The organism is Sorangium sp. So ce367, assembly GCF_051520455.1.
In the GTDB taxonomy this organism is placed as follows: Bacteria; Myxococcota_A; Polyangia; order Polyangiales; family Polyangiaceae; genus Sorangium; species Sorangium cellulosum_B.
The window spans coordinates 9,122,346-9,144,508 of the sequence record NZ_CP150334.1; the positions used below are offsets into that span (position 1 = coordinate 9,122,346).

Consider the following 22,163-nt stretch of genomic DNA (forward strand, 5'->3'; position numbering starts at 1 on the left):
CCCGGCGCGGCATCCGCAGCCTGGATCGACCCTGGCCTCGCTTGACACGCTGGCTCGTGAAACCGTCTTGCACGGCGTTTGGTCGTCCGGATCACACCCGAGCGACATCGTGCTCGCGTGCCGCCATCCCCTGGCCACGCATGCAGGTTCTCGACTAGAATCGATGATCTCCCGCTCGGGAGGGGCCATGCGCGGCGCGCCTCTTGCTGTATCCATCCTCCTCTCTGTCGCGGTCGCCGCGTGCGACCAGGCCGCGCCTCCCGCCGAGTCGCCGCCCGATCCAGCAGCCGCCCAGCCGCTGTCCGCGGCGGTGACCCCGGTGATCACCGCCGTCACCTGGCCTCCTTCCGCCTCGGTCGACCGGACCGCGCTCGCGGCGCTCCCGGAGACCGCGGCCCACGCCGCCAGGGCCTCGCGGGTCCCGGTGCTCGTGCCGTCGCGGCGCGAGCTCCTCGCGGCGCCGGTCCTCGTCGCGAGGGAGCACTGGACCTCGTTCTGGGCAAAGACGGACGCGATCACCGTCTCGCTCACGATGACCCGCCTCGCGCACAAATATCCAAGCATTCCACCGTTCCGGGGGCCCCGCGCCGTGCGCGGCGCGCCGGCGTTCGTCACGGCGAACGAGGGTATCTGGAGCGCGTCGTGGATCGAGAACGGCGTCTCGTACGCGCTCGACGTCGAGTGCGCCTCCCCGGAGGCGCCGGCCTGCGCCTCGGACGCGCTCGTCCTCGAGCTCGCCTCGGAGCTCGTTTATGTGGGCGGCGACGAGCCCAGGGCCGCGGGAGACATGCGATGATCGCGCCGCTCCGCCCGCCGCGCCCCTGCGCCGCCGCGCTCGCCTCGCTGATCGCGACAGCCGCGCTCGCGCTCGCGGTCGCGCTCCCGACGCGCGCCGCCGCGGCCGATCCGTTCTCGTACCGTCCGGCCGGCGAGCTCCTTCCAGGCTCGGGAGAGGGGCGCGCCGACGACGTCGTGTATGCGCCCTCCATGCGCTTTCCGCTCGAGGAGGGTCCGGCGTTCGCCAACTCCCAGGTCTACGGCAAAGGCGGGAGCGCGGGCCCGGCCGGTGGACAGTGCGATACGGACAACTACGCCTATCCGTGGCACGACAACTACTGCGAGTCGCGCTCGTGGGAGATGCCTCTCTGCCCCTCCGGCACAGGGCACCAGGGGCAGGACATCCGGCCGGCGACGTGCGAGGCGGGGAGACACTGGGTCGTCGCGGTGGTCGATGGCACCATCACGAGCGTCGGCGGCTACTCTGTCTACCTGACCGGCGAGGACGGGACTCGCTACGACTACCTGCACATGTCGGATGTCCAGGTCTCGCCCGGCCAGGACGTCTCGCGGGGAGAGCGCATCGGGCGGGTGTCCAACGTCTACGGGAGCACGCCGACGACCATTCACCTGCACTTCAACGTGCGGCAGTCCGTGAGCGGCGTCGGCGTGGTCTACGTGCCGCCCTACACATCGCTCGTCGCCTCGTACGAGGCGCTGCTCAACGAGCCCCCCGAGGGCGCCCTCGAGGCCGCCGGCTGCAGCGGTATCGCCGGATGGACCCGCGACCCGGACGCGGAGAGCGCGCCGGGCGACGCGCGACTCTACTTCGACGTCCCCGCGACCGAGGCGGGCGCCGAGGGCTACAGCTTCCCCGCGGACCTGCGCCGCGACGACCTCTGCGAGCCGCTCGGCTCGTGCGCGCACGGCTTCGAGGCGCCGATGCCGCTCAGCCTGCTCGGGGGCGACCACGCGGTCCACGCCTACGGGGTCGACGCGCTGAGCGGCGAGGAGGTGGAGCTCGAGGGGAGCCCGAGGTCCCTCGAGTGCCCGCTCGATCTGCCCTCCGGCGTGAGGCGACCGCTCGGCGGCGACGGCGCGCTGGACGCCTGGGGGTTCTCGCGGTTCTGGGACGTCGCCATCGCGCCGGAGTCGGCGCTCCAGGCGCTGCCGGAGGGCGACGCGTTCCCGTCGTCGCCGCTGCTCGTGCGCGGCGACGATGGAGCGACCTCTCTCTGGCTGATCGACGGCGCCGAGCGGCGGGCCGTGCCGGATGCCGAGGCGGCGGCCGCGTGGCACCTCGATCCGGGCGAGGCCGTCGTGTGGCCGGCAGCGAGGCTCACCGCGTTGCCGCTCGGGCCGGCGCTGCGGCCGCGCCCGTTCCTTGTGCAGGGCTCCGGGCCGGCGCTCCACGTCATCGACGCGCCGCCGCTGCTGGGCGAAGGCGGCGGCGCGGGCGCCGGCGGGGCCGGCGAGGCCGGCTCCGAGGGCGCTCCAGCCGCCGGAGACGTGGAGGAGGGCGCGCCCGGCACGAACATCGGCGTTCACGGGCAGCTGCGCTGCGAGTGCGGCGCAGCCGGCGCGGGCGCCGCGGGCTCCGCTGGGGCGGGCTGGCAGCTCGGGCTCTTCGCGATGGCGGCGCTCGGCGCGGCCCGCACGCGGCGGCGCTCGGCGCGACGCGCAGGCGGCGGCGCGAGGGCCGGCCGCCTCAGCCTTCGTGGATCTTGATCCCGGGGATCGACCGGAGCGGGCTCGCGTCCTCGACCCGCGAGCCCTCGAGGTAGACGTTCTTCAGGCTCTTGAGCTCGCGGAGCGGCGACACGTCGCTCACCCGCGTCCGCTTCATCTGGAGCATCTCGAGCTTCTTCAGGCCGGCGAGCGGGCTCACGTCGGTCACCTCGGTCTCGTCGAGCTGGAGCTCGGTGAGGCTGGTGAGGCCGGCGAGCGGCGAGAGATCGGCGACCGGCGTCCGGCCGATGTCGAGCCGGTCGAGCTTGACCAGGCCGGAGAGCGGCGAGAGGTCCTTGACCAGGGTCGCCGAGACACGCAGCGACTCCAGCCGGAGCAGGCCCTTGATCGGGCGGAGGTCGTCGATCTTGCCCGGCGGCAGGTAGAGCCCTTTGACGCCAGTGAGCTCGGGGAAGAGGCACGGATCGAGCTCGTCGAGCCCCTGGGCGTCCGACAGGTTCATGGTCTTGATGTTCTTGAGCTCGGCGCGCTTGATCGGCCCCTCGGGCTTCTGGAGCTGCTGCCGCACCTTGGCCTCGAGCGCCGGATGAGAGAAGGTCACCGGATCGCTCTTGGTGCACTCCACCTCTTGCTTCTTCGGCGGCGCGCTGGCCGTGGCCGCGGGGCTCGCGGCAGGAGGCGCGTCGGCGGGCTTCGCAGCAGGAGGCGCGGCCGAGGCCGCTGCCGCAGCGGGCTTCTGGGGCTCGTCGCAGCCGAGGAGGAGAAGGGCGACGCCAAGGGATGCAAGCACGAGAGGGCGAATCATCGCCGCGATGATACACGAGACGATGGAAGAAAGCCGCGTCTTCCAAAGGGCGCTGGCGCGCTACAGCGGCAACAGCAAAAGCCCTTGTCGCGAGTCGAGCTGCTCGGAGAACCAGTCCCGGTGGCGCCGCTCCACCGCGAGCGAGTGCCGGAGGACGTCGCGCGCGCGCTCGGAGAGGCCTTCGCGGAACGATATCATCCGCTCGTAAGCAGCGCAGCTGTCCTCCTCGTAATGCCTCATCGCCTCGAGGATCGCGCGATCTCCGACCATCCCGTTCGTCAGCGCCTTGCTCTTCAGCTTGGGTCGGACGGCGCTCTCCACCGGCGGCTCGCCGAGCTCGTGGGCCAGGGCGGCGAGCACCTCGAGGTGACGCTCGTGATCGTGAAGGAAGCTCGCGAGCCGGCTCTTGTCGCCTGGTCGGCTCATCCGCGAGAGCGCTGCTGCGAGCGCGTCCACCGTGGACCAGTTGAGCTCGATCAGTTCGGTCAAGGACCCGATGAACGCGGCTTCGCCGCCGATCACGGACGCCATGGAATATCGCTCCTCTCCTCGCGGAAGCGGACCGCCCGCGTGAAGAGGGAGGTGGGCGGGTGCTTCTCCAGGCCTTCGATGCTCGCAAGCCCGGTGCCGGAGCCCGCCTGTGCAGCCGCTATCCATCGCTGCGCGCGCGTCGTCCAGGAAACTTGCGGTTCTCCACGCTTGTCGCCCGCCGCCGCGCCCGAGACGGCCCGCTCCAGGGCCCGCGCTCAAGGGGATGCGAAGACTCAACCCAGATCGAGGCCGCGGTCGCGGCGCTGGGTCGAGCGCGCGCCGGACCAGGACGGAGCCGTGACGTGCCGGGGCGCGATCGGGGCATGCTCACGCCGCGCCAGGCAGCGAAGCGCGAGCACGTCCTGGACATGAGCGCATCTCCACCCGAAGCGCCCGAAGCGCAAAGGCGGCGTCGTCCAGGTCAGGATCAGGAGAGGAGAGATGGACTTCGGTCGAGAGCGCTCCGGCGGCGCGCTCGGCGGAGATACCGCTACTTCTTGCCAAAAAGGCCGCCGAGCGAACCTGCGAGGCCGCCGACGTCGAGGTTGGCGATGGCGGGGGCCGCCGCGCCGAGCGCGGTCTCGACGTGGGCGGCGAGCGGCGCGGGGAGCTTCTCTTTCAGGAAACCGACCACCGTCTCCACGGCCACGCGGGCCTTGTCTTCCGAGATGCCAACCTTCTCTGCGACCTGTCGTACCAGCTCGTCCATGGCCTCGACGCTCATCCTTTCTGCGCGAGCCGCGCATCCGGGGCGAGCATCCACGCGCCGATCGGCGCCGGCAAGGGAATTCGGCGCCGCGCGCTGCGCGCTGCGCGCGCGACGACGTGGCCCCTCGCACGCCCCTCGCACCAGCGCGGCGGCATGTGCTCTCGTGGTGAGCCGCATCGCGGCGGGCCCCGGACGACAATCCCCCTGGTCATTTCGTAAAGAGTGTTGTTGAATCACGGGGTCTCAGCGTGCCCGGTGCGGGGGAGGAGCGAGAACGATGTCTGGGTCCTCAGGTCACGAACCTGCGCTCCTCGTCGAGCTCGCCCAGACGGACGGTTTCCTCCACATGGCTGCCTGAAAGGAGCGAGGGGTATGTCGAAATTCCGCTTGAGCCGACGTGCCATGCTGCGAGGCGCCGGCGCCATCGCCGTCGCGCTCCCGTGGCTGGAGATCATGGGACCCGAGCGCCCGGCGCACGCGCAGCCCGCCCCCGCCCGGCGCTTCCTCGCCGTCTACACGCCCGGCGGGACCCTGATCGACCGCTGGCGTCCGACCGGCACCGAGACGAGCTTCACCCTGGGCCCCATCCTGGCGCCGCTCGCGCCGGTGCAGGACCGGCTGCTCGTCGTCGACGGCCTCGACATGAAGAGCGCGCGCGGGGAGCAGCACCAGTGCGGGATCATCGCCTGGCTCACGGGCACGGATCAGATGACCACCTCGACCGGCTACGCGAGGGGGCCGTCCATCGATCAGGTGATCGCCTCCCGGATCTCCGCCGGTCAGAAGGCGAAGGCGAGCGTCCAGCTCGCGGTGCGCTGGGCGACGGGCAAGTCCCACGGCCTGATGTCGCCGATGAACATCGTCAACTTCGAGGACACCGCGCCGCACAGCCCCATCCCGCCGCGCATCGATCCGGTGGAGATCTTCACCGAGCTCTTCGGCACGCTGGACCCCGGCGCCAGCAACGACGCCGCCCTCCGCCTCGCGCGGAAGCGATCGATCCTCGACTACCTCGACCGGCGCTACGCCACCCTCTCCGCGCGGCTCGGCGCGGCCGACAAGCAGAAGCTCGAAGAGCACCTGACGAAGATCCGCGAGATCGAGCAGGGCCTCGGCAGCACGCCGGCCACGACGAGCGCTTGCCGGGCCCCGATGAGGGTCGACACGTCCGACTACAACCCGAGCGCGGGGCTCGACGCGGACGACCCCGGCTCGATCGTGGACAGCTCGACCGACGCGGCGATCCCCAAGGTGGGCAAGCTGATGACGGACATGCTGGTGATGGCGCTCGCCTGCGACATCACCGCGGTCGGCACCCTGCAGTGGAGCGACACCGAGGCGAAGTACACGTTGCCGTGGCTGAACCTGACCGAGCACCACCATTTCTACCAGGAAATGGGCGGCTTCAGGCCGGCCGAGTGCGAGCTCATCTACACCTGGTACTCGGCGCAGCACCTCTATCTCTTGCAGGAGATGGACAAGGTCGACATGGGCGGGCACTCGCTGCTCGACGAGAGCGTCGTCTTCTTCGGCTCCGAGATCTCGCATCCGCCGACCCACGCCAAGAAGGACATGCCGTTCCTGCTGGCCGGCGGCGGCGGGGGCCTGCGCACCGGGCGCTGGGTCCGGTACCCGAACCTCCCGCACAACGACCTGCTCGTCTCGATCTTGAACCTGTTCGGCGACACCCGGACCACGTTCGGCTCGCGTGAGCACTGCACCGGGCCGCTCACGAACCTCACGTAGGCATTTCCCGCGATGCCTGGCTGAAGGCGAGGTTCGCCGCCTGAATCGCCGCTCGCCGGAGGTGCCCTAGGTCTCCCGCTCGAGCGCGCGCACCAGCAGCGGCGCCACCGAGTGGAGGGCGCCGGGCGCATCGACGAGCTGCTGGCTGCCAGGGTGCGAGTCGGTCCCGAGCAGCGTCGTGAACACGGAAGCCTTCCTGATCTTCTCGAGCGAGTCGCCCGGCAAGACGAGGTGGCTCGCGACGGCGTGGACCTTGGACGCGCCGGCGGCGAGGTAGGCGCGCCCCGCCTGGACGAGCGATGAGCCGGTGCGGACCATGTCATCGTAGATGACGACCTCGCGGCCCGAGACATCGGCGTTGATGCCGGTCACGCCGACGCCGTCGCCTCTCCGCTCCTTGTACACGAACGCCGGCTCGACGCCGAGGCCGCGGGCGAGGCTCTGCACCCATTTGGCCCGACCGGCGTCCGTCGCCGCCAGCACGTACGGGCGATCGCCCATCAGATCGCGGACCGCCTGCGTGATGAGCGGAGCGCCGTAGAGGTGGCGCGTCACGTGCGAGTCGCTGAAGTAGAACTCGATGCCATCGGTGTGCAGATCGAAGAGGAAGATGCGCGTGCCCGCGTCGCAGGAGGGGATCGCCGAGATGAGCCGCGCCCGCGTCTTCGCGGTCACCACCTCGCCGGGCTTCACGGCCCTCTCCATGGTCGCGTAGCCGAAATAAGGCATCACGATGGAGAGCGACCGCGCGCCTGCGCGCGAGATGGCGCAGCCGAGGTCGTAGATCTCCAGCCAGTCGAGGTCCCGGGGGGCGCCGCCGAGCAGGACCACGTCGCGCCCCCAGCAGTCGACCGCGACGCGCAGGTAGCGCTCGCCGTCGGGGAAGCTCTTGCGCTCGACGAGGCCGCGCTCGAAGTCGCCCGCGGCCAGGAAGGCAGCTTCGAGGTAGCTGTACGAGCTGATCGTGATGAGCAGGCGCCGCTGGCTCATCGCGCACCTCGGCGGGTCGTCCGGGCCGGAGCGGCGGGCCCTCGGCGCGCGCCCCGGGCAGCCGGGGCCTTCGCTGCCCTCGCGGGCGGCGCGGCCTTCGCGAACGGCGCGGCCTTCCCTGCCTTCGCGAACGGCGCGGCCTTCGCTGGCGGCGCAGCCTTCCCTGCCCTCGCGGGCGGCGCGCCCTCTCGGGCCCTCGCGGACGGCGCGCCCACGCTGGCGAGGACGCTCTTCAGGTGGGACTCCGCGCCTGGTTCGCTGGGAAAATCGACGGGATCGGGGAGATCTTTCATCTGCACGACGTCGCATCCTGCTTCACGCGCGGCCTCGTGCAAATGACGCCGGAACCTGGCGCGCGCGATGCCGCGGTGGTTGGTGCAGGCGAGCAGCCTGCCGCCCGGGGCGAGCACGCGGAAGGCGAGCGCGGCGAGCGCGCCGAAATCGCTCGCAGCGCTGAAGCGGCTCTTCTTCGTGGTCGCGAAGCTCGGCGGATCGAGCACGACGAGGTCGAAGCGCCGGTCGGACTGGGCGGCGGCCTTCAGCCACGGGAACACGTCGGCCTCGACCACGACGTGCGCCGCCGGGTCCGCGCCGATCGCGGCGAGGTTGTCGCGCGCCCAGGCGACAACGCCCCGGGACACGTCGACCGTCACGCTCTCGCGCGCGCCGCCGGCCACGGCCGCCACGGTGAACGCCCCCGTGTAGGCGAACAGGTTCAGCACCCGGGCCCCCCGGGCCAGCTCCCGCACCCGCCGCCGGTTCTCGCGCTGGTCGAGGAAGATGCCGGTCGAGAGCCCGTCGCCGAGCCGCACCTTGAACGGCAAGCCGTGCTCGAGGACGGTGAACTCCTCCGGGGCGTCCTCCCCCCGGACGGCGTGCCGCGGCGCGAACTCCTCGCGCCGCGCGTCGACGATGACGCTCGCGTGCTTCGGGCGCGCCTTGAGGTAGACGCCCTTCGCCCCGAGCCGGTGGGCCGCGTCGAGCACGAGGTCCCGCGGCGGCGCGCCCGGCTCGCCCTCGCCCGCGCCGAACAGCGACACGACGAGGTGCTCGCCGTACAGATCGACGGAGACGGAGGGGAGGCCGTCACCCGCGCCATGGACGAGCCGGAGCGCCGTCGTGTCGCGGGCGCGCGCGATCCCGTACCGCCGCTCGGCGGCCTCGCGCATGGCGCGCTCGACGGCCGCGACGCCGCCCGCGTACGGATCCGCCGGCGCGGCCGCGAGCCACGCCTCGAAGACTGCAGGCAGCTGCGAGCGGAAGGTCGCGGCCGCGCCCGTGGCCGGGTGATCGAGGCGGAGCTCGGCGGCGTGCAGGAGCAGGCGCGGGGCCTCGGGGCCGCCGTAGAGCGGATCGCCGGCGATGGGGAGGCCGATCGCCGCGAGCTGCACCCGGAGCTGATGCGTGCGGCCTGTCTCGGGCCGGAGCTCGAGCAGGGCGCGGTCGCCGCGGCGCTCGAGGAGGCGGTAGCGGGTGATCGCCAGCACGCCGCTCGCGGCCCGATCCTCCCGCTTCGCGGCCCGATCCTCCCGCTTCGCGGCCCGATCCTCTCGAGCCCCGCCGGTCTCGGCGAGCGCCCGCATCGCACCTCCCGGCGCCGGGACGAGGCGGTGCCGCAGGGTGCCGCGCGGCGGGCGATCGCCGAAGCCGGAGACCGCGGCGACGTACGTCTTCTGCACCGTGCGCCCCTCGAACTGCCGCGCGACGGCGGCGTTCGCCTCGCGCCGCCGCGTGAACAGGAGGACGCCCGACGTGTCGCGATCGAGCCGCTGGTGGATCCCGAGGTACGCCTCCGCGTCGCCCCGGCCGCGGAGGAAGGCGCGGAGGCGCGTCACCATGTCGTCGATCCGCTCCGCCTCCGGCGCGTGCGTGGACAGGCCAGCCGGCTTGTCGACGACGATGAGATCGCCGTCCTCGGCGAGGATCCACGTCGGATGGATGTCGGGAAAGAGCTCCGAGAGCGAGAGGCGCGGGGTCATCAGTTCTGCTTGACGTCGGTGCCGGGCGGCGCCGTGAACTGGAACTCCGCCGGATCGATCGACGCGGGCTGCGACGCGTTCTCGAAGTCGAACCGGTTCCGGTTGCCCTGCGCGTCGACGATGAGGACGCGGCGCACGACGCCAGGGTCCTTCTTCGCGAGGAGCGCCTTGTCGATATAGAACATCACGACTTCGTAGTGGGGAGTCGGCGCGCGCGGCTTGCCGACGAGCACGGGGCCGCCCTCGAACTTCGCCTTCTCGTTGAAGGTGAACGTGAACGAGGGGCGGAGCCCGTGGCCCATGAGGAACGAGAGGGCGCCCGGATACTCCGAGTTCTGCACCGGCGTGACGAACATCTGCCGGTCCTCGGCGACGTAGACCTTGAGCGACACGCCGTCGGAGACGATGCGGTTCTGGTTCGGCGGATCGTAGCGAAACGAGATCCTGTCCGGCTTCTGGACCGACAGCGCGCCGCTCTGCTTCTTGACGGCCCCCGAGACCTTCTGCGTGTGCTCCTGCTTGAAGCGGGCGACGTACGTCTTCTTGCCCACGAAGATCGCGTCGACCTCGGCCGCGACGGCGTCCGCGGATCCCGCCGCGGCGGGCGGCACCGCGGGCGGCGCCGCCGTGCCGGGCGTGGGCGCGGAGGTCGCCGCCGGCGCCTCGGCGCGCCCTCCGCCCGCGTCGCGCGCCGCGTCGCCGACGGGCGTCCCCGCGTCGCGCGCCGCCGTCGCGGCGCCCGCGTCCTCGCGCTTCCGGCCCGCGTCCTCCGCCGGCGCGCCCGCGTCGGCCGGCACCGCCGCGTCCGTCGCCGCCGGAGCGCCCGCGCCGGGGGCCGCCGCGGGGGCGCTTGCCTGCGGCGGCGCGTCGGCCGGCTGCGGCGGCGCGGCGGCCGGCTGCGGCAGGGACTGCGCGGCGGAGGGCGAGGCGTCGGGCGCCGCGCCGGCGGGAGCGGGCGGCGCGTCGCAGGCCGCCACGACCAGGGCAACGGCCGGGACGAGGGCGACGAGGCGGAGGCGGTTCATCGAAGAGCTCGCTTTCAAGGAGAGTGCGTCGCGTGTTCTAGGACAGGTAGGGCCGAGGTGGTAGCGCCGACCTCCACCGCCCCGGTCCCTGCGCCGGCGGCATCGACCGCGATCTCGCGTCGCCGCGGGGGCGCTCGCGGCCGTCGTCGCTCGAAAAATGGGGCCGCGCCGAGGGCAGGGACGCCGACGCTCGCCGGAGCACGCCAAGGGACGCCGGAGGTCCCCACGGCGGCGGAACGACGGCGCGACGGCGCGACGGCTGGCTGAGCGGCGGAACCCTGCCGGAACGGCGGAACGGCGGCGTGGGCACGCGCGGGCGACGAGATCGTCACGAGCACCCCGGGCGAGACCATGTCTTGACCCCTATTTCCACGTAGCCCAAACTCTCCGGCCGCATGCGCGTGGGCACTCCCTCCCTGATCGATGCGTCGTCGCTCATCCTGATCCTCGACGTCTCGCGCAAGCTCGCGGCGCCGTGCGATCTCACCGAGCTGCTCGAGCTCATCATCAAGACGGGGCGGGAGGTGATAGGCGCCGACCGCGGGAGCGTGTTCCTCTACGACGAGGAGGCCAAGGAGCTTTACTCCCGTGTCGCCACGGGCGAGGCCCAGATCCGCGTCAGCATCGACAAGGGCATCGCCGGGGAGTGCGCGCGCAAGCGCCAGACCATCCTCGTCGACGACTGCTATTCCGACCCGCGGTTCAATCAGGAGATCGACCGCCGGACGGGGTATCACACCAAATCCCTCATCACGGTGCCGCTCATCGGGCTCGACGACAAGCTCGTCGGCGTGCTCCAGATGCTGAATTCGAAGGCGGACCACTTCGGCCCGGACGAGCGCGACGTGGCGGAGCTGCTCGCGGCGCAGGCGGCCGTCGCCGTGCAGCGCACGCTCCTGCTCGAGGAGCGCATGATCAAGCTGAAGCTCGAGCACGATCTCACCATCGCGCGCGACATCCAGCAGAACATCCTCCTGCGGCGGCTGCCGCGCTGCCCCGGCTATTCGCTGTCGGCGTTCAGCAAGCCGGCGGACGACACGGGCGGCGACATCTACGACGTCATCCGCCTCGACGAGCGCGCGGACATGTCGCCGATGCTGCTGCTGCTCGCCGACGCGGCCGGCCACGGCATCGGCCCCGCCCTCAGCGTGACCCAGTTCCGCGCGATGCTCCGCATCGGCCTGCGCCTCTCGGCCGACATGGACGCGCTCATGCACCACGTGAACCAGCAGCTCCTCGAGGACCTGCCGAACGACCGGTTCATCACGGCGTTCCTCGGCATCCTCGACCCGACGACGCACCAGCTCCGCTTCCACGCGGCCGGGCAGGGGCCGCTGCTCCACTACCGGGCGGCCGAGGGCCAGGTCGTGTGGCGCGATCCGTCGACCGTCCCGCTCGGCATGTTCAAGGATCTCGAGCTGCCCCCGACGCCGCCCCTCGTGATGGCGCCGGGCGATCTCCTCGTGCTGCTGACTGACGGCTTCTACGAGTACCAGGACGCCGCCGGGCAGGTGTTCGGCAAGGAGCGCGTCGGCGAGCTCATCCACCGCCTGCACGCGCGCCCCACGTCCGACATCCTGGGCGCGCTCCTCGCCGAGGTGCGCCGCTTCGCCGGCTCGGCCAAGCAGATCGACGACCTCACCGCGCTGCTCGTGAAGCGGGATTCCTAGCGCGAACCCGCGCGGGACCGCCCCATCGCGAACCTCGACTCGCTCCGCTTCGGCCGGCCGGAGCACCCGCGCACGCCGCAGCTTCTGCGCGGCGTCGTCGCGGGGCTCACCTCGTCGTCGGTCGAGATGGCGGGCCGGAGCGGCAGCGGCCTCGACCTCGTGACGAGGGCATCGACGTCGAGCTCCGCGCCCTGCGCGCGGCGCCTTCGCCTATACTTGCAGCATGAAGCGCTGGATCCCGCTCGGGCTCATCGCCGCCGGCGCCGTCCTCGGCGCGGCGGCGCTGCTGCTGTCGCCCTCCGAGGAGGAACGGATCCGCGACCGGCTCACCCAGCTCGAGAACGCGGTGCGCATCGACGACGGCGAGCGGAATCCGCTGGTGCGCCACGGCCGCATTCGCGGTGAGTTCGCCGAGATCTTCGCGAAGGAGGCGAGCGCCCGCATCGCCGAGATCGGCGACAGCCTCCGCGGCCGCGACGAGCTCGCGAACGCGGCGACCCAGGCAGCCGTCGTCTATCAGACCGCGGAGGTGAGCCTGGGTGGCACGGAGATCCAGATCGATCCGGCCGGCATGACGGCGGAGGTGACCGCCACCGCGACGGTCACCGGCGCCCGGCATGGGCATGAGGTCCGGCGCGACGAGCTGCCCGTGGTGCTGCGGCTCGAAAAGATCGACGGCGAGTGGAAGATCGTCTCTGCCACCGTCCACCCCAGGCACACCCCCGGCGACGACGGCCGCTGACAACCGCGCTCGAGCCCGAGACGCAGCCAACAGCGAGCTTCGCGGCGTCGAGGGCACGCCAGGGAAGCGCTCATGCGCACCAAAAAGAAAGGCCGGTCGGGAAGAACCCGCCGGCCTGAGGCCCGCTTTCGCGGACCCACCGGGACCGCACAGGGGCGCCGGTGGAGGGGAGTCCACCGGAGTCCTGGAGAGGCCCGCGATCAGAAGAGATCAGAAGTCAGAAGAGAGAAGCCAGGAAAGCGATACGAAGCGTAATCAAGTAAAGAGCGAAGATAAAGCGAAGACGGGCGGAAGACTAAGACAATCCGAGAAGCCAGTCAAACTGAAAGATGAAGCTGAAGCGAAGTGAAAGCGCGAAGCGGAATCGAACGAGCAAGCTCAAGCAAAGCAGGGGAGAAGCTGAAGCGAAGCGGGAAGCGGGGTCAACATCGAGAGCGGCACAACAGATAAGAAAAGCTCAGACCGAGGTCTGACAAGCTGGTCATGCTAAGCCAACTCAATTGGCGACGCGCATCGCGCGTGCCTCGGCCATCCCTCCTTAATCGCCTCGTAAGGCGTCTGTCGTCACGTGAACCGAAGCTGTCCGCCGGCGCCCGGCGACAAGTCAATCAAGGAGCCCGGTACCGCAAGAGCCATGGCATTCGGGTGACGGCGGGGTCGCGATCGCTCGGCTAGCGTCGCCGATCACCTCGCTTGGCGTCCCCCCCGAAGACCGGGGCTGCATTGCGAAGGTCATGCCAGGGGTCCCCCCCTTCGAGTCCCCATGAAACAGGACGACGAGCAGGGGCGACATCTGGTGGATACATAGAGCAACCGGCGGGCCAACGGCGAAGGGGCCGTGGTCCTGGCGCCCAGCAGCCAAATTTGCCGCTGAAACCCTCCCTCCAAGGCGCGCGCGCGACCTCGGAGGCCAGCACCGGTCATACATTTCCGCAGGGACTGGTCCGATCCAGGGATGGGTTCAGATCCAGAACGCAAAGCTTACCTGGACATGAATATGTTCATCCTCGATCCGCTGGACGCCCCGCATTGCACCGTGGAAGCGAAGAAGTGCACCAGGGCAGGACGACTGCCACCGACGCTTTGCGTCGTATCTCGACGGCGTGATTCCCGCCAAAGGCGCAGCGCGCTACGCGGCGCAGCCCGCAGTACGCAGCGCGGCGCGCAGCTCACCGCACATGGGCGCAGCGCGCGGCACATGGCGCAGCTCGCGGCCGACAGCGCAGCTCGCGGCGCACAGCGCAGCTCGCTGGACTACCTGCAGCCGGCCTCGATCAGCGGCTCGACCACCCGGGCGATGTTCTCTTGGGGCTCGGAGAACCTGTGGCGTTCGAGCCTCCGCAACGCGCCCAGGAACCTCGGCCAGCTGCCACCGCAGGTCGCGAGCAGCGCCCGGAGCTCCGGAGTCCCCGAGTTGTAGACACGGAACTGCACGAGCGACGCGTTGTTGATCGGACGCCGCGCCCCGATGTCGGCCTTGAGCCGGGCGAGCACCGCGTCCTTCTCCGCCCGCTTCTCGGCGTCCGGCGCCGGGGACGCATACAGCCGATTGAGGTGGACGTAGGCCGCGTGCAGCGCGCGCGTCCGCACCTCGCTCCTCTCCATCTCCCTCATGTAGGCCGTCTTCTCCGCGGAGAAGGGGCCCACCCGCTCGTCCAGGTAATGCTTGGTGAGCTCGTCTCCGACGAAGCTCGCGAGGCTCTCGTTCAACCTCGTCTGCCCCTTCACGTACAGCGTCGCGTGCAGCGACTCGTGGAGCACCACGTTGGCGAGGTCGCCGAGGGCCTCGTCCCCGTCCGAGATCATCGTGGACAGGACCGGATCCTCGAGCCATCCGAGCGTCGAGTAGGCGCCCGCCGGACGCACGTCGACGTCCCAGCCGGCCGCCTTGAGCGGCGCCGCGAACGCCTTGGCATCCTTGAGATCGAACCACCCCATGTAGGGGACCGTACCCACGATAGGAAAACTCCATGTCTTCGAGCGGAACCGCAGCGGCTCACACGCGCTCACCACCCAGACCGCGGCTGGGCGATCGAGCTCGACATACGTCCTGTAATTGCCGGTCGGGGTCAGCCCGTGGCGCTCCCCGAAGCGCTTGATGTGCGGGACCTCGCGCAGCAGCGCGCGCGTCCGCCACGGCTTGCGGGCGTCGAAGGCGGCGTCCTCGAGCGACTCGGCGCGCCAGGCCATCGAGAGCTGGCCGACGCCCGCCTGCGCGATGTAGCGGACCTGGGTACACGATACGAGCAGGAGACAGAGCGCGGCGAGCCCCGCGGCGGCGCAGACCAGGCGCGCCGCGGAGCGAGGGCGCGACACGGACCACGAGGGCGCGGCGCCGCGACGGGCGCTGGCCGCAAGCCTTTCGCTCATCCTTAGCTGATAGCTGGCCGCGCGGGCTTAACAAGCTCTTCCGCGCGATCGACGCGCGCGACGCGCGCCGCGCGCCCCACCGGCACGCGCGGGGCGCGCCCGACAGATCAGGACGGCAGCGCCGCCCCCCACGAACTGAGCTGCACGGCCGGGACGATGGGGGCACGTTCCCGCAACGAGGGCTCCTCCGTGGCATAGAGGGGCTCGCGTGCGAGGGGGTAGTCGCGTGGAGCCCCGTTCGCCAGCACCATCTGGATGGCGCCGAGGTGCCCGCTGCGGAACGCGGCGGCCGCGCACGCGAGATAGAACTCCCACGTCCTCATGAAGGCGCCGTCGAAGCCGGTGACCCGCTCGATCTTCTCCCTGTTCTCCAGGAAGTTACGGCGCCAGCAGCGCGCCGTGAGCGCGGAGTGGCGCCGCAGGTTCTCCGCGTCGAGCACGTCGAGGCCGCGCGCCGAGGCGCGCGTCGCCATCCCCTGGAGCGAAGGAGGCCAGTACCCCGGGAAGATGTGCTTTTGCAGGAAGGGGTCAGTCCGCGACGACTCCTGCTCTCTCGTGACGCTCTCGAGCAGGCACACGCCGCCCGGGGCGAGCAGCGCCTTCACCCTGTCATAGAACACCTCGATACGGCGCTCGCCGGCATGGCACATCGAGCCCAGGGAGACGAGCCGATCCCACCGCGGCTCGTCCTCGAGCTCGTCGCAGCTCATCACGCGGACCTCGACCGGGAGCCGCCGCGCCGCCGCCTGCTCGCGGATGTACCTCGCCTGGTTCTCGCAGAGGGTGATACCGAGGCACTGCACCCCGTACGCCTCCGCGGCGTGGAACATGAGGTGCCCCCATCCGCAGCCGAGATCCACGAGCCGTTGCCCGCGCCGGAGCGCGAGCTTCCGCGCGACGAGGGAGATCTTGTGGGCCTGGGCGTCGTCGAGCGTCTCGCCCGGAGAGCTGAAGTAGCCGCACGACGTCTGGAGGCGCCTGTCCAGGTAAAGAGGGTAAAAGTCGTTGCCTAGCCCATAGTGACGCTCGACGGCGAGCCTCTCGCGCTTCGCCGCCCCGGAGAGCAGCCCGAGCCGGAGCGCGTCGAGCACGCCCGAGAGGCCGCGGTCGAACGACGACGACGCGGGCACGAGGCGCGGCAGGCGCGCCTCCATGGACCGAGCGAGCTGGAAGAGGCCCGCGAGCGAGTCCTCGAGATCTCCCTCGAACGTGACCTCGCGCCGGACATACGCCTCACCGAGGCCGAGCGTGCCCCGGAGCGCCGTCTCGCAGAGCGACCGACGCGTCCTGAACGTCACGGCGAACTCGGGCGCGCCCGCGCCGAAGCGCAGCCGTTCGCCGCCCCAGAAGCGCAGCTCGAACGGGGTCTCGCCGTGGCGCTCCAGCAGGCGCGACGCCGCTTCCTTGAACCGACGAGACCACGGCGCCATTTCGCCCTTCCTGACGATGAACATCGGACCCCCTCCGCGGCCCCCCGGCCGCCCGACGAGCTGACCCGAGCTGGGCTTTCCCGTCAAGCAACATGTCATCCATGCAAACGACATCACAGCGAGTCACGGAACGCCCACAGCGGCCGGCGGACATCCCGGACACGCGCTGTCGTCAGGGACAGGAGGAACGCAGTGGCTGGCTCGCTCATAACACCGTAGTGGTGTTCGGGAGAGTCCTGACAGCATGCTCACATGTCCGGGATGTTTCATGTTCCAGGCGAAGGAGGGAAATCGGGAAGATGACTCGAATTTCTCCCTACCTTCCTGGTCGTGTTCCTCGTCGCGTGACCTATCCATCCCCTGTGTGCGCTGCGCCCCTCGCGCCCGGTACGCGCCTGTGCTCCCTCGCGCCCGGTACGCGCCTGTGCTCCCTCGCGGCCGGGGCGCGGTCCGTGGTACGCACGCCGGCCCGTGACCACGCCCAGCGATCCTCCCGCCGCCCCGCGAGACCCGCCGCCGCCCGCGCGGCGCGCAGGCAAGGCCGGCAGCGGTGAGCTCGTGTTCGCGCGAGTCGGAGCGCGCACCGTGCTCGAGAAGGCGCTCGCCAGGAGCCCGCTCAAGCTGCTCGCTCCGAAGAACCACGGGCAGGCAGCGTGGGTGTTCGTCGCGAGCTTCGGCGGCGGCCTCGTCGGCGGCGACGAGCTCCACCTCCACGCGCGCGTCGGTCGCGGGGCCGCCGCGCTGCTCAGCACCCAGGCCTCGACCAAGGTCTACCGCTCGCCCCTCGGCAGCCGCCAGCGCCTCGAGGCCGAGGTTCAAGCAGGCGGGCTCCTCGTCTCGGTCCCCGATCCGGTCGTCTGCTTCGCGGGCTCGCGGTACGAGCAAGACGTCGACGTCGCGCTCGCCGACGACGCGTCGCTCGTGCTCGTCGACGCGCTGTCCTCGGGCCGGAGCGCGCGGGGCGAGCGCTGGGCGTTCGACCGGTACGCTTCGCGCATCCGGGTGAGCCGCGGCGGGCGGGCCGTGCTGCTCGACGCGACGCGGCTCGATCCCGCGCACGGCGCGCTGCCCGAGCGCATGGGGCGCTTCGACGCGCTCGCGACGCTCGTCGCGCTCGGCCCGCGCGCCGCGAGCGCGGCGGAGGCGCTGCTCGCGGCGCGGCCGCCGCCCGAGCGGCGCGCCGAGCTCGTCGCGTCGGCCAGCCCGCTCCGGGGCGGCGGCGCCGTCGTGCGCGTCGCGGGCACGAGCGTCGAGCGCGTGGCCGGCTTCCTCCGCGGCGCGCTCGGCTTCCTCGCGGGTGAGCTCGGTGATGATCCGTTCGCACGAAAGTGGTAGCGTCGCGCCGCGCCGGCAAAGCCGCGGCGTCGCCGCGCCGGAGAGAGGGCGAACATGCACCTTGCGCCTCGTGATCTCGACAAGCTCGTGCTGCACGGCGCGGGCTTCCTCGCCCAGAAGCGCCTCGCGCGCGGGGTCAGGCTCAACTACCCGGAGGCCGTCGCGCTCATCGCGACGCAGATCCTCGAGCTGATCCGCGACGGCCGCAGCGTCGCCGAGCTCATGGACGTCGGCCGCCGCCTGCTCGGGCGCGCGCAGGTGATGGCCGGCGTCCCCGAGATGGTCGCCGAGGTCCAGGTGGAAGGGACCTTCCCCGACGGGACGAAGCTCGTCACCGTCCACCACCCGATCGCGCTCGAGCACGGCGATCTCGCGCTCGCGCTCTACGGCAGCTTCCTCCCCGTGCCCGACGTGTCGCTCTTCCAGCCCGCAGGCCAGGCAGAGGTGACGGCCGAGCCGACGCCCGGCGAGGTGCTCGTGAAGCCCGGCGAGATCGAGCTCTCCCCCGGCCGGCGGCGGCTCTCTCTCCCCGTGAAGAACCTGGGCGACCGGCCGATCCAGGTGGGCAGCCACTACCCGTTCTCGGAGACGAACCGCGCGCTCGAGTTCGACCGGACGGCGGCGGCGGGGATGCGGCTCGACATCCCCGCGGGCACCGCCGTCCGCTTCGAGCCGGGCGACGAGAAGACGATCACGCTGGTGCAGGTCGGCCCGCACGGGGCGGCGCACGCCGCGCGGGAGGAGCAGCAGGCATGAGCCACAGGATGCAGCGGCGGCACTATGTCGATATCTACGGGCCGACGGTCGGCGACCGGGTGCGGCTCGGCGACACCGGCCTCATCGCCGAGGTCGAGCGGGATCACACGTCCTACGGCGACGAGTGCAAGTTCGGCGGCGGCAAGGTGCTGCGCGATCGCATGGGGCAGATGCCCGGCGCCTCGAACGACGAGGCGCTCGACTGCGTCATCACGAACGCGCTCATCGTCGACTGGACCGGCGTCTACAAGGCCGACATCGGCATCAAGCGCGGCCGCATCGCGGCGATCGGCAAGGCCGGCAACCCGAAGGTGATGGCCGGCGTCACGCCGGGCATGGTCGTCGGCGTGACGACGGAGGTCATCGCCGGCGAGGGCCACATCGTCACGGCCGGTGGCGTCGACGCGCACATCCATTTCATCTGCCCGCAGCAGGGGTACGAGGCGCTCGCAGCGGGCGTCACAACGTTCGTCGGCGGCGGCACGGGCCCGGCGACGGGCACGAACGCGACGACGTGCACCCCGGGCGCCCGCCACATCTCGCTGATGCTGCAGGCGACGGACGTCCTGCCGCTCAACATCGGCCTCACGGGCAAGGGCAACACCTCGTCGCCCGAGGGGCTGCTCGAGCAGGTGCGCGCCGGCGCCGTCGGGCTGAAGCTGCACGAGGACTGGGGGACGACCCCGCCCGCCATCGACTGCTGCCTCAGCTTCGCCGAGCACGAGGACATCCAGGTCACGCTCCACACCGACACGCTGAACGAGTCGGGCTACGTCGACGACTCCATCGCGGCGTTCAAGGGCAGGACGATCCACTCCTACCACTCCGAGGGCGCGGGCGGCGGGCACGCGCCCGACATCCTGCGCATCTGCGGCGAGCCGAACGTCATCCCGAGCTCGACGAACCCGACGCGCCCGTACACGGTCAACACGCTCGACGAGCACCTCGACATGCTCATGGTCTGCCACCACCTCGACCGGAACATCCCGGAGGACGTGGCGTTCGCCGAGAGCCGCATCCGCGGCGAGACCATCGCGGCCGAGGACATCCTGCACGACCTCGGCGCGATCAGCATCATCTCGAGCGACAGCCAGGCGATGGGCCGCGTCGGCGAGGTGATCACGAGGACCTGGCAGACCGCGCACAAGATGCGGGATCAGCGCGGCCGGCTGCCCGAGGAGCAGGGCGACAACGACAACTTCCGGATCCGCCGCTACGTGGCCAAGTACACGATCAACCCGGCCATCGCGCACGGCATGTCCCACGAGATCGGGTCGGTCGAGCCGGGCAAGCTCGCGGACCTCGTGCTGTGGCGGCCCCAGATGTTCGGCGTGCGCCCGGAGCTCGTCATCAAGGGCGGCTTCATCGCCTGGGCGCAGATGGGCGATCCGAACGCGTCGATCCCGACGCCTCAGCCGTACTACATGCGCCCGATGTTCGGCTCGCTCGGCGCGGCGGTCGGCGAGACGAGCATCGCGTTCGTGTCGAGCCGCGCCATGGACGAGGGGAGCATCCGCCGGCTCGACCTGAAGAAGCGCCTGTCGGCGGTCCGCCGGTGCCGCAAGATCGGCAAGGCCGACATGCGCCTCAACAGCACGCTCCTGCCGATCACGGTCGATCCCGAGACGTACGAGGTGCGGGCCGGCGGCGAGCTCCTCCGCTGCGATCCCGCGAAGATCCTGCCCCTCGCGCAGAGGTACAGCCTCTTCTGAGGCGGAGAGCCCGCCCTCGGCCGCGCCGCGCCTGCGGGTTCACCGTTCTCTCCGTCTGCTTCCGTTGGCCTCCGTCCGCTCCCCTCTGCTTCTGTCTGGTTCTGTCTGCTTCTCTGATTCCATCCGCGCGCATGAACAGGTGGCTCCTCCTCCAGCTCTCCGACTCCGCGTTCCCGGTCGGAGGGTTCGCGCACTCCGCGGGCCTGGAGGCGGCGGTGCAGCTCGGTGAGGTCGGACCCGGGAGTGCGCTCTCGTCGTTCGTCGCGAGCACGCTCTGGCAGGTGGGCCTCGGCGCGCTGCCGCTCGTGCGGGCTGCGCACGAGCGGCCGCTCGACATCGCGGCCGTCGACGACGCCTGCGACGCCTTCCTCGTGAACCACGTCGCGAACCGGGCGAGCCGGACGCAGGGCCGCGCGTTCCTCGCGACGAGCGCGCGCGTCTTCCCCTCCGCCGAGATCCGCCGCCTCGACGCCGCCGTGCGGGCGCGGGAGGCGCTGGGCCACCACGCGCCGGCGTTCGGCGCGACCCTCGCGGCGCTCGGCGTCCCGCGCGAGGACGCGCAGGCCGTCTACCTGCACGCCTCGCTCCGCGGCGTCGTCTCGGCGGCGGTGCGCCTCGGGCTCATCGGGCCGCTGGAGGCACAGCGACTGCAACTCGAGAGCGCGCCGCTCCTCGACGCGGTGCTCCATGAGTGTGGAGATCACGGCGTCGACGAGCTCGCGCAGCCGGCGCCGCTCCTCGATCTCTTCGGGGCCACGCAGGATCGGCTCTACTCGCGTCTCTTTCAATCGTGAGGTGACAGCATGCACGACCCCGGCGAGCACGGGCATGGGCACAACGGCCACGGCCACGATCACGACCACGGCCACGACCACGACCACGACCACGTTCACGACCACGACCACGTTCGCGGGGGTGGCCACAGGCACGCGCATGCGCACGGAGACGAGCACACGCACGGGCACACGCACGAGCACTGGGCGCATCCGGGGCTCTTCAGCGAGCGGGATGCGCCGAAGGACCGCGATTTCTCGGCGCGCGCGTTCACGGTGGGGATCGGGGGGCCCGTCGGCAGCGGCAAGACGGCGCTCGTGCTCGCGCTCTGCCGCGCGCTGCGCGACAGGATGCCGCTCGGCGTCGTCACGAACGACATCTTCACCCAGGAGGACGCCGAGTTCCTGCACCGCAACAAGGCGCTGCCGCCGGAGCGCATCCGCGCGGTGGAGACCGGGGGCTGCCCGCACGCGGCGATCCGCGAGGACATCAGCCACAACCTCGTCGCGCTCGACGACCTCATGGATCACGTCGCGCCCGCGCTCCTCATCGTCGAGAGCGGCGGCGACAACCTCGCCGCCCAGTACAGCCGGGAGCTCGTCGACTACACGATCTACGTGATCGACGTCGCCGGCGGCGACAAGGTGCCGCGCAAGGGCGGACCGGGCATCACGCAGTCGGATCTGCTCGTCATCAACAAGACCGATCTCGCTCCGCACGTCGGCGCCGACCTCGGCGTCATGGAGCGGGACGCCCGGAGGATGCGGGGCGACGGGCCGTTCCTGTTCGCGCAGTGCAACCGGAGCCAAGGAGTTCCGGAGATCATTGACCACATCCTCTCCGCCATGCGCCGCGCGACCACCACGGCGCCTCCCGCGAAATAGGCCTCTATCGCGCGCCTCCCGCTGCGAGAAGCGCTCACGCTCCACAGGAGTCGGCATACCGGAGCACATCTGCGCCGGGCGCGCGGCGCCGCCCCCTGTTAAAGGAGGACAGCGGCAACGCCGCTTCGACTTCCGTTTCGCTGGAATACCGGTTCTATTGGACCGTAGGCGGACTTCGGACGGGTGGTAGAGGGCGGAGAGGGCTCCGCCGGGCGGAGCGGCTTCCACCACGACCGCCG

18 protein-coding genes are annotated in these 22,163 nt (G+C 71.2%); 10 read left to right on the forward strand and 8 right to left on the reverse strand.

Going from position 1 to position 22,163, the window contains the following annotated elements:
* The first annotated feature begins 187 nt into the window (after window positions 1-187).
* Window positions 188-796: a hypothetical protein gene (locus tag WME97_RS34655; RefSeq protein ID WP_437543978.1), complete on the forward strand. Its 609-nt coding sequence runs from the start codon at window positions 188-190 to the stop codon at window positions 794-796.
* Window positions 793-2,505 (forward strand): M23 family metallopeptidase, encoded by a 1,713-nt coding sequence (locus tag WME97_RS34660; RefSeq protein WP_437543980.1) that lies wholly within the window; start codon window positions 793-795, stop codon window positions 2,503-2,505. Before WME97_RS34655 ends, WME97_RS34660 begins: the two co-directional genes overlap by 4 nt.
* Here WME97_RS34660 and WME97_RS34665 read toward each other — a convergent pair.
* The 3 genes from WME97_RS34665 to WME97_RS34675 form a co-directional block, all read right to left on the reverse strand.
* A complete protein-coding gene (locus tag WME97_RS34665; protein ID WP_437543982.1) occupies window positions 2,486-3,256 on the reverse strand; it encodes a leucine-rich repeat domain-containing protein in 771 nt (256 codons plus the stop codon). The genes WME97_RS34660 and WME97_RS34665 overlap by 20 nt on opposite strands.
* 75 nt (window positions 3,257-3,331) lie before the next feature.
* Window positions 3,332-3,802, reverse strand: a complete 471-nt coding sequence (locus WME97_RS34670) for a ferritin-like domain-containing protein (RefSeq protein WP_437324392.1) — start codon at window positions 3,800-3,802, stop codon at window positions 3,332-3,334.
* A gap of 490 nt (window positions 3,803-4,292) precedes the next feature.
* A complete protein-coding gene (locus WME97_RS34675; protein WP_437543984.1) occupies window positions 4,293-4,511 on the reverse strand; it encodes a hypothetical protein in 219 nt (72 codons plus the stop codon).
* Window positions 4,512-4,913: 402 nt separating this feature from the next.
* On the opposite strand from WME97_RS34675, the gene WME97_RS34680 reads away from it, so the two are divergent.
* The gene (locus WME97_RS34680; protein WP_437555548.1) at window positions 4,914-6,257 is read left to right on the forward strand and encodes a DUF1552 domain-containing protein; all 1,344 of its coding nucleotides are present in this window, start codon (window positions 4,914-4,916) and stop codon (window positions 6,255-6,257) included.
* Window positions 6,258-6,323: 66 nt separating this feature from the next.
* Here WME97_RS34680 and prs read toward each other — a convergent pair whose 3' ends face one another.
* Genes prs through WME97_RS34695 form a run of 3 tightly spaced genes read right to left on the reverse strand, consistent with a single transcriptional unit; the run spans window position 6,324 to window position 10,251 of the window.
* A complete protein-coding gene (prs, locus tag WME97_RS34685) occupies window positions 6,324-7,247 on the reverse strand; it encodes a ribose-phosphate diphosphokinase (protein ID WP_437543986.1) in 924 nt (307 codons plus the stop codon).
* The gene (locus tag WME97_RS34690; RefSeq protein WP_437543987.1) at window positions 7,244-9,226 is read right to left on the reverse strand and encodes a class I SAM-dependent methyltransferase; all 1,983 of its coding nucleotides are present in this window, start codon (window positions 9,224-9,226) and stop codon (window positions 7,244-7,246) included. Before WME97_RS34690 ends, prs begins: the two co-directional genes overlap by 4 nt.
* A complete protein-coding gene (locus WME97_RS34695; RefSeq protein ID WP_437543989.1) occupies window positions 9,226-10,251 on the reverse strand; it encodes a LolA family protein in 1,026 nt (341 codons plus the stop codon). Before WME97_RS34695 ends, WME97_RS34690 begins: the two co-directional genes overlap by 1 nt.
* A gap of 395 nt (window positions 10,252-10,646) precedes the next feature.
* Here WME97_RS34695 and WME97_RS34700 point away from each other — a divergent pair, with 395 nt between their 5' ends.
* Window positions 10,647-11,921 carry a SpoIIE family protein phosphatase gene (locus tag WME97_RS34700; RefSeq protein ID WP_437543991.1) on the forward strand — a complete coding sequence of 425 codons (1,275 nt, stop codon included), beginning with the start codon at window positions 10,647-10,649 and terminating at the stop codon, window positions 11,919-11,921.
* A 223-nt stretch (window positions 11,922-12,144) separates the two neighbouring features.
* A complete protein-coding gene (locus WME97_RS34705) occupies window positions 12,145-12,663 on the forward strand; it encodes a nuclear transport factor 2 family protein (protein WP_437543993.1) in 519 nt (172 codons plus the stop codon).
* Window positions 12,664-13,917: 1,254 nt separating this feature from the next.
* On the opposite strand, the gene WME97_RS34710 is transcribed toward WME97_RS34705, so the two are convergent.
* Window positions 13,918-15,033 (reverse strand): aminopeptidase, encoded by a 1,116-nt coding sequence (locus WME97_RS34710; protein ID WP_437543995.1) that lies wholly within the window; start codon window positions 15,031-15,033, stop codon window positions 13,918-13,920.
* A 107-nt stretch (window positions 15,034-15,140) separates the two neighbouring features.
* Window positions 15,141-16,487 (reverse strand): class I SAM-dependent methyltransferase, encoded by a 1,347-nt coding sequence (locus WME97_RS34715; protein ID WP_437543997.1) that lies wholly within the window; start codon window positions 16,485-16,487, stop codon window positions 15,141-15,143.
* Window positions 16,488-16,934: 447 nt separating this feature from the next.
* Here WME97_RS34715 and WME97_RS34720 point away from each other — a divergent pair, with 447 nt between their 5' ends.
* From WME97_RS34720 to ureG, 5 genes are all read left to right on the forward strand, one after another.
* Window positions 16,935-17,798 carry an urease accessory protein UreD gene (locus WME97_RS34720; RefSeq protein ID WP_437543999.1) on the forward strand — a complete coding sequence of 288 codons (864 nt, stop codon included), beginning with the start codon at window positions 16,935-16,937 and terminating at the stop codon, window positions 17,796-17,798.
* A gap of 54 nt (window positions 17,799-17,852) precedes the next feature.
* Window positions 17,853-18,554 (forward strand): urease subunit gamma, encoded by a 702-nt coding sequence (gene ureA / locus WME97_RS34725; RefSeq protein WP_437544001.1) that lies wholly within the window; start codon window positions 17,853-17,855, stop codon window positions 18,552-18,554.
* On the forward strand, window positions 18,551-20,266 hold the full coding sequence (ureC, locus tag WME97_RS34730; protein ID WP_437544003.1) for an urease subunit alpha: 1,716 nt from the start codon (window positions 18,551-18,553) through the stop codon (window positions 20,264-20,266). Before ureA ends, ureC begins: the two co-directional genes overlap by 4 nt.
* A 131-nt stretch (window positions 20,267-20,397) precedes the next feature.
* Window positions 20,398-21,060, forward strand: coding sequence for an urease accessory protein UreF (locus WME97_RS34735; RefSeq protein WP_437544004.1), 663 nt, complete (start codon window positions 20,398-20,400; stop codon window positions 21,058-21,060).
* A 9-nt stretch (window positions 21,061-21,069) separates the two neighbouring features.
* Window positions 21,070-21,924: an urease accessory protein UreG gene (gene ureG, locus WME97_RS34740; RefSeq protein ID WP_437544006.1), complete on the forward strand. Its 855-nt coding sequence runs from the start codon at window positions 21,070-21,072 to the stop codon at window positions 21,922-21,924.
* The last annotated feature ends 239 nt before the right edge of the window (window positions 21,925-22,163 follow it).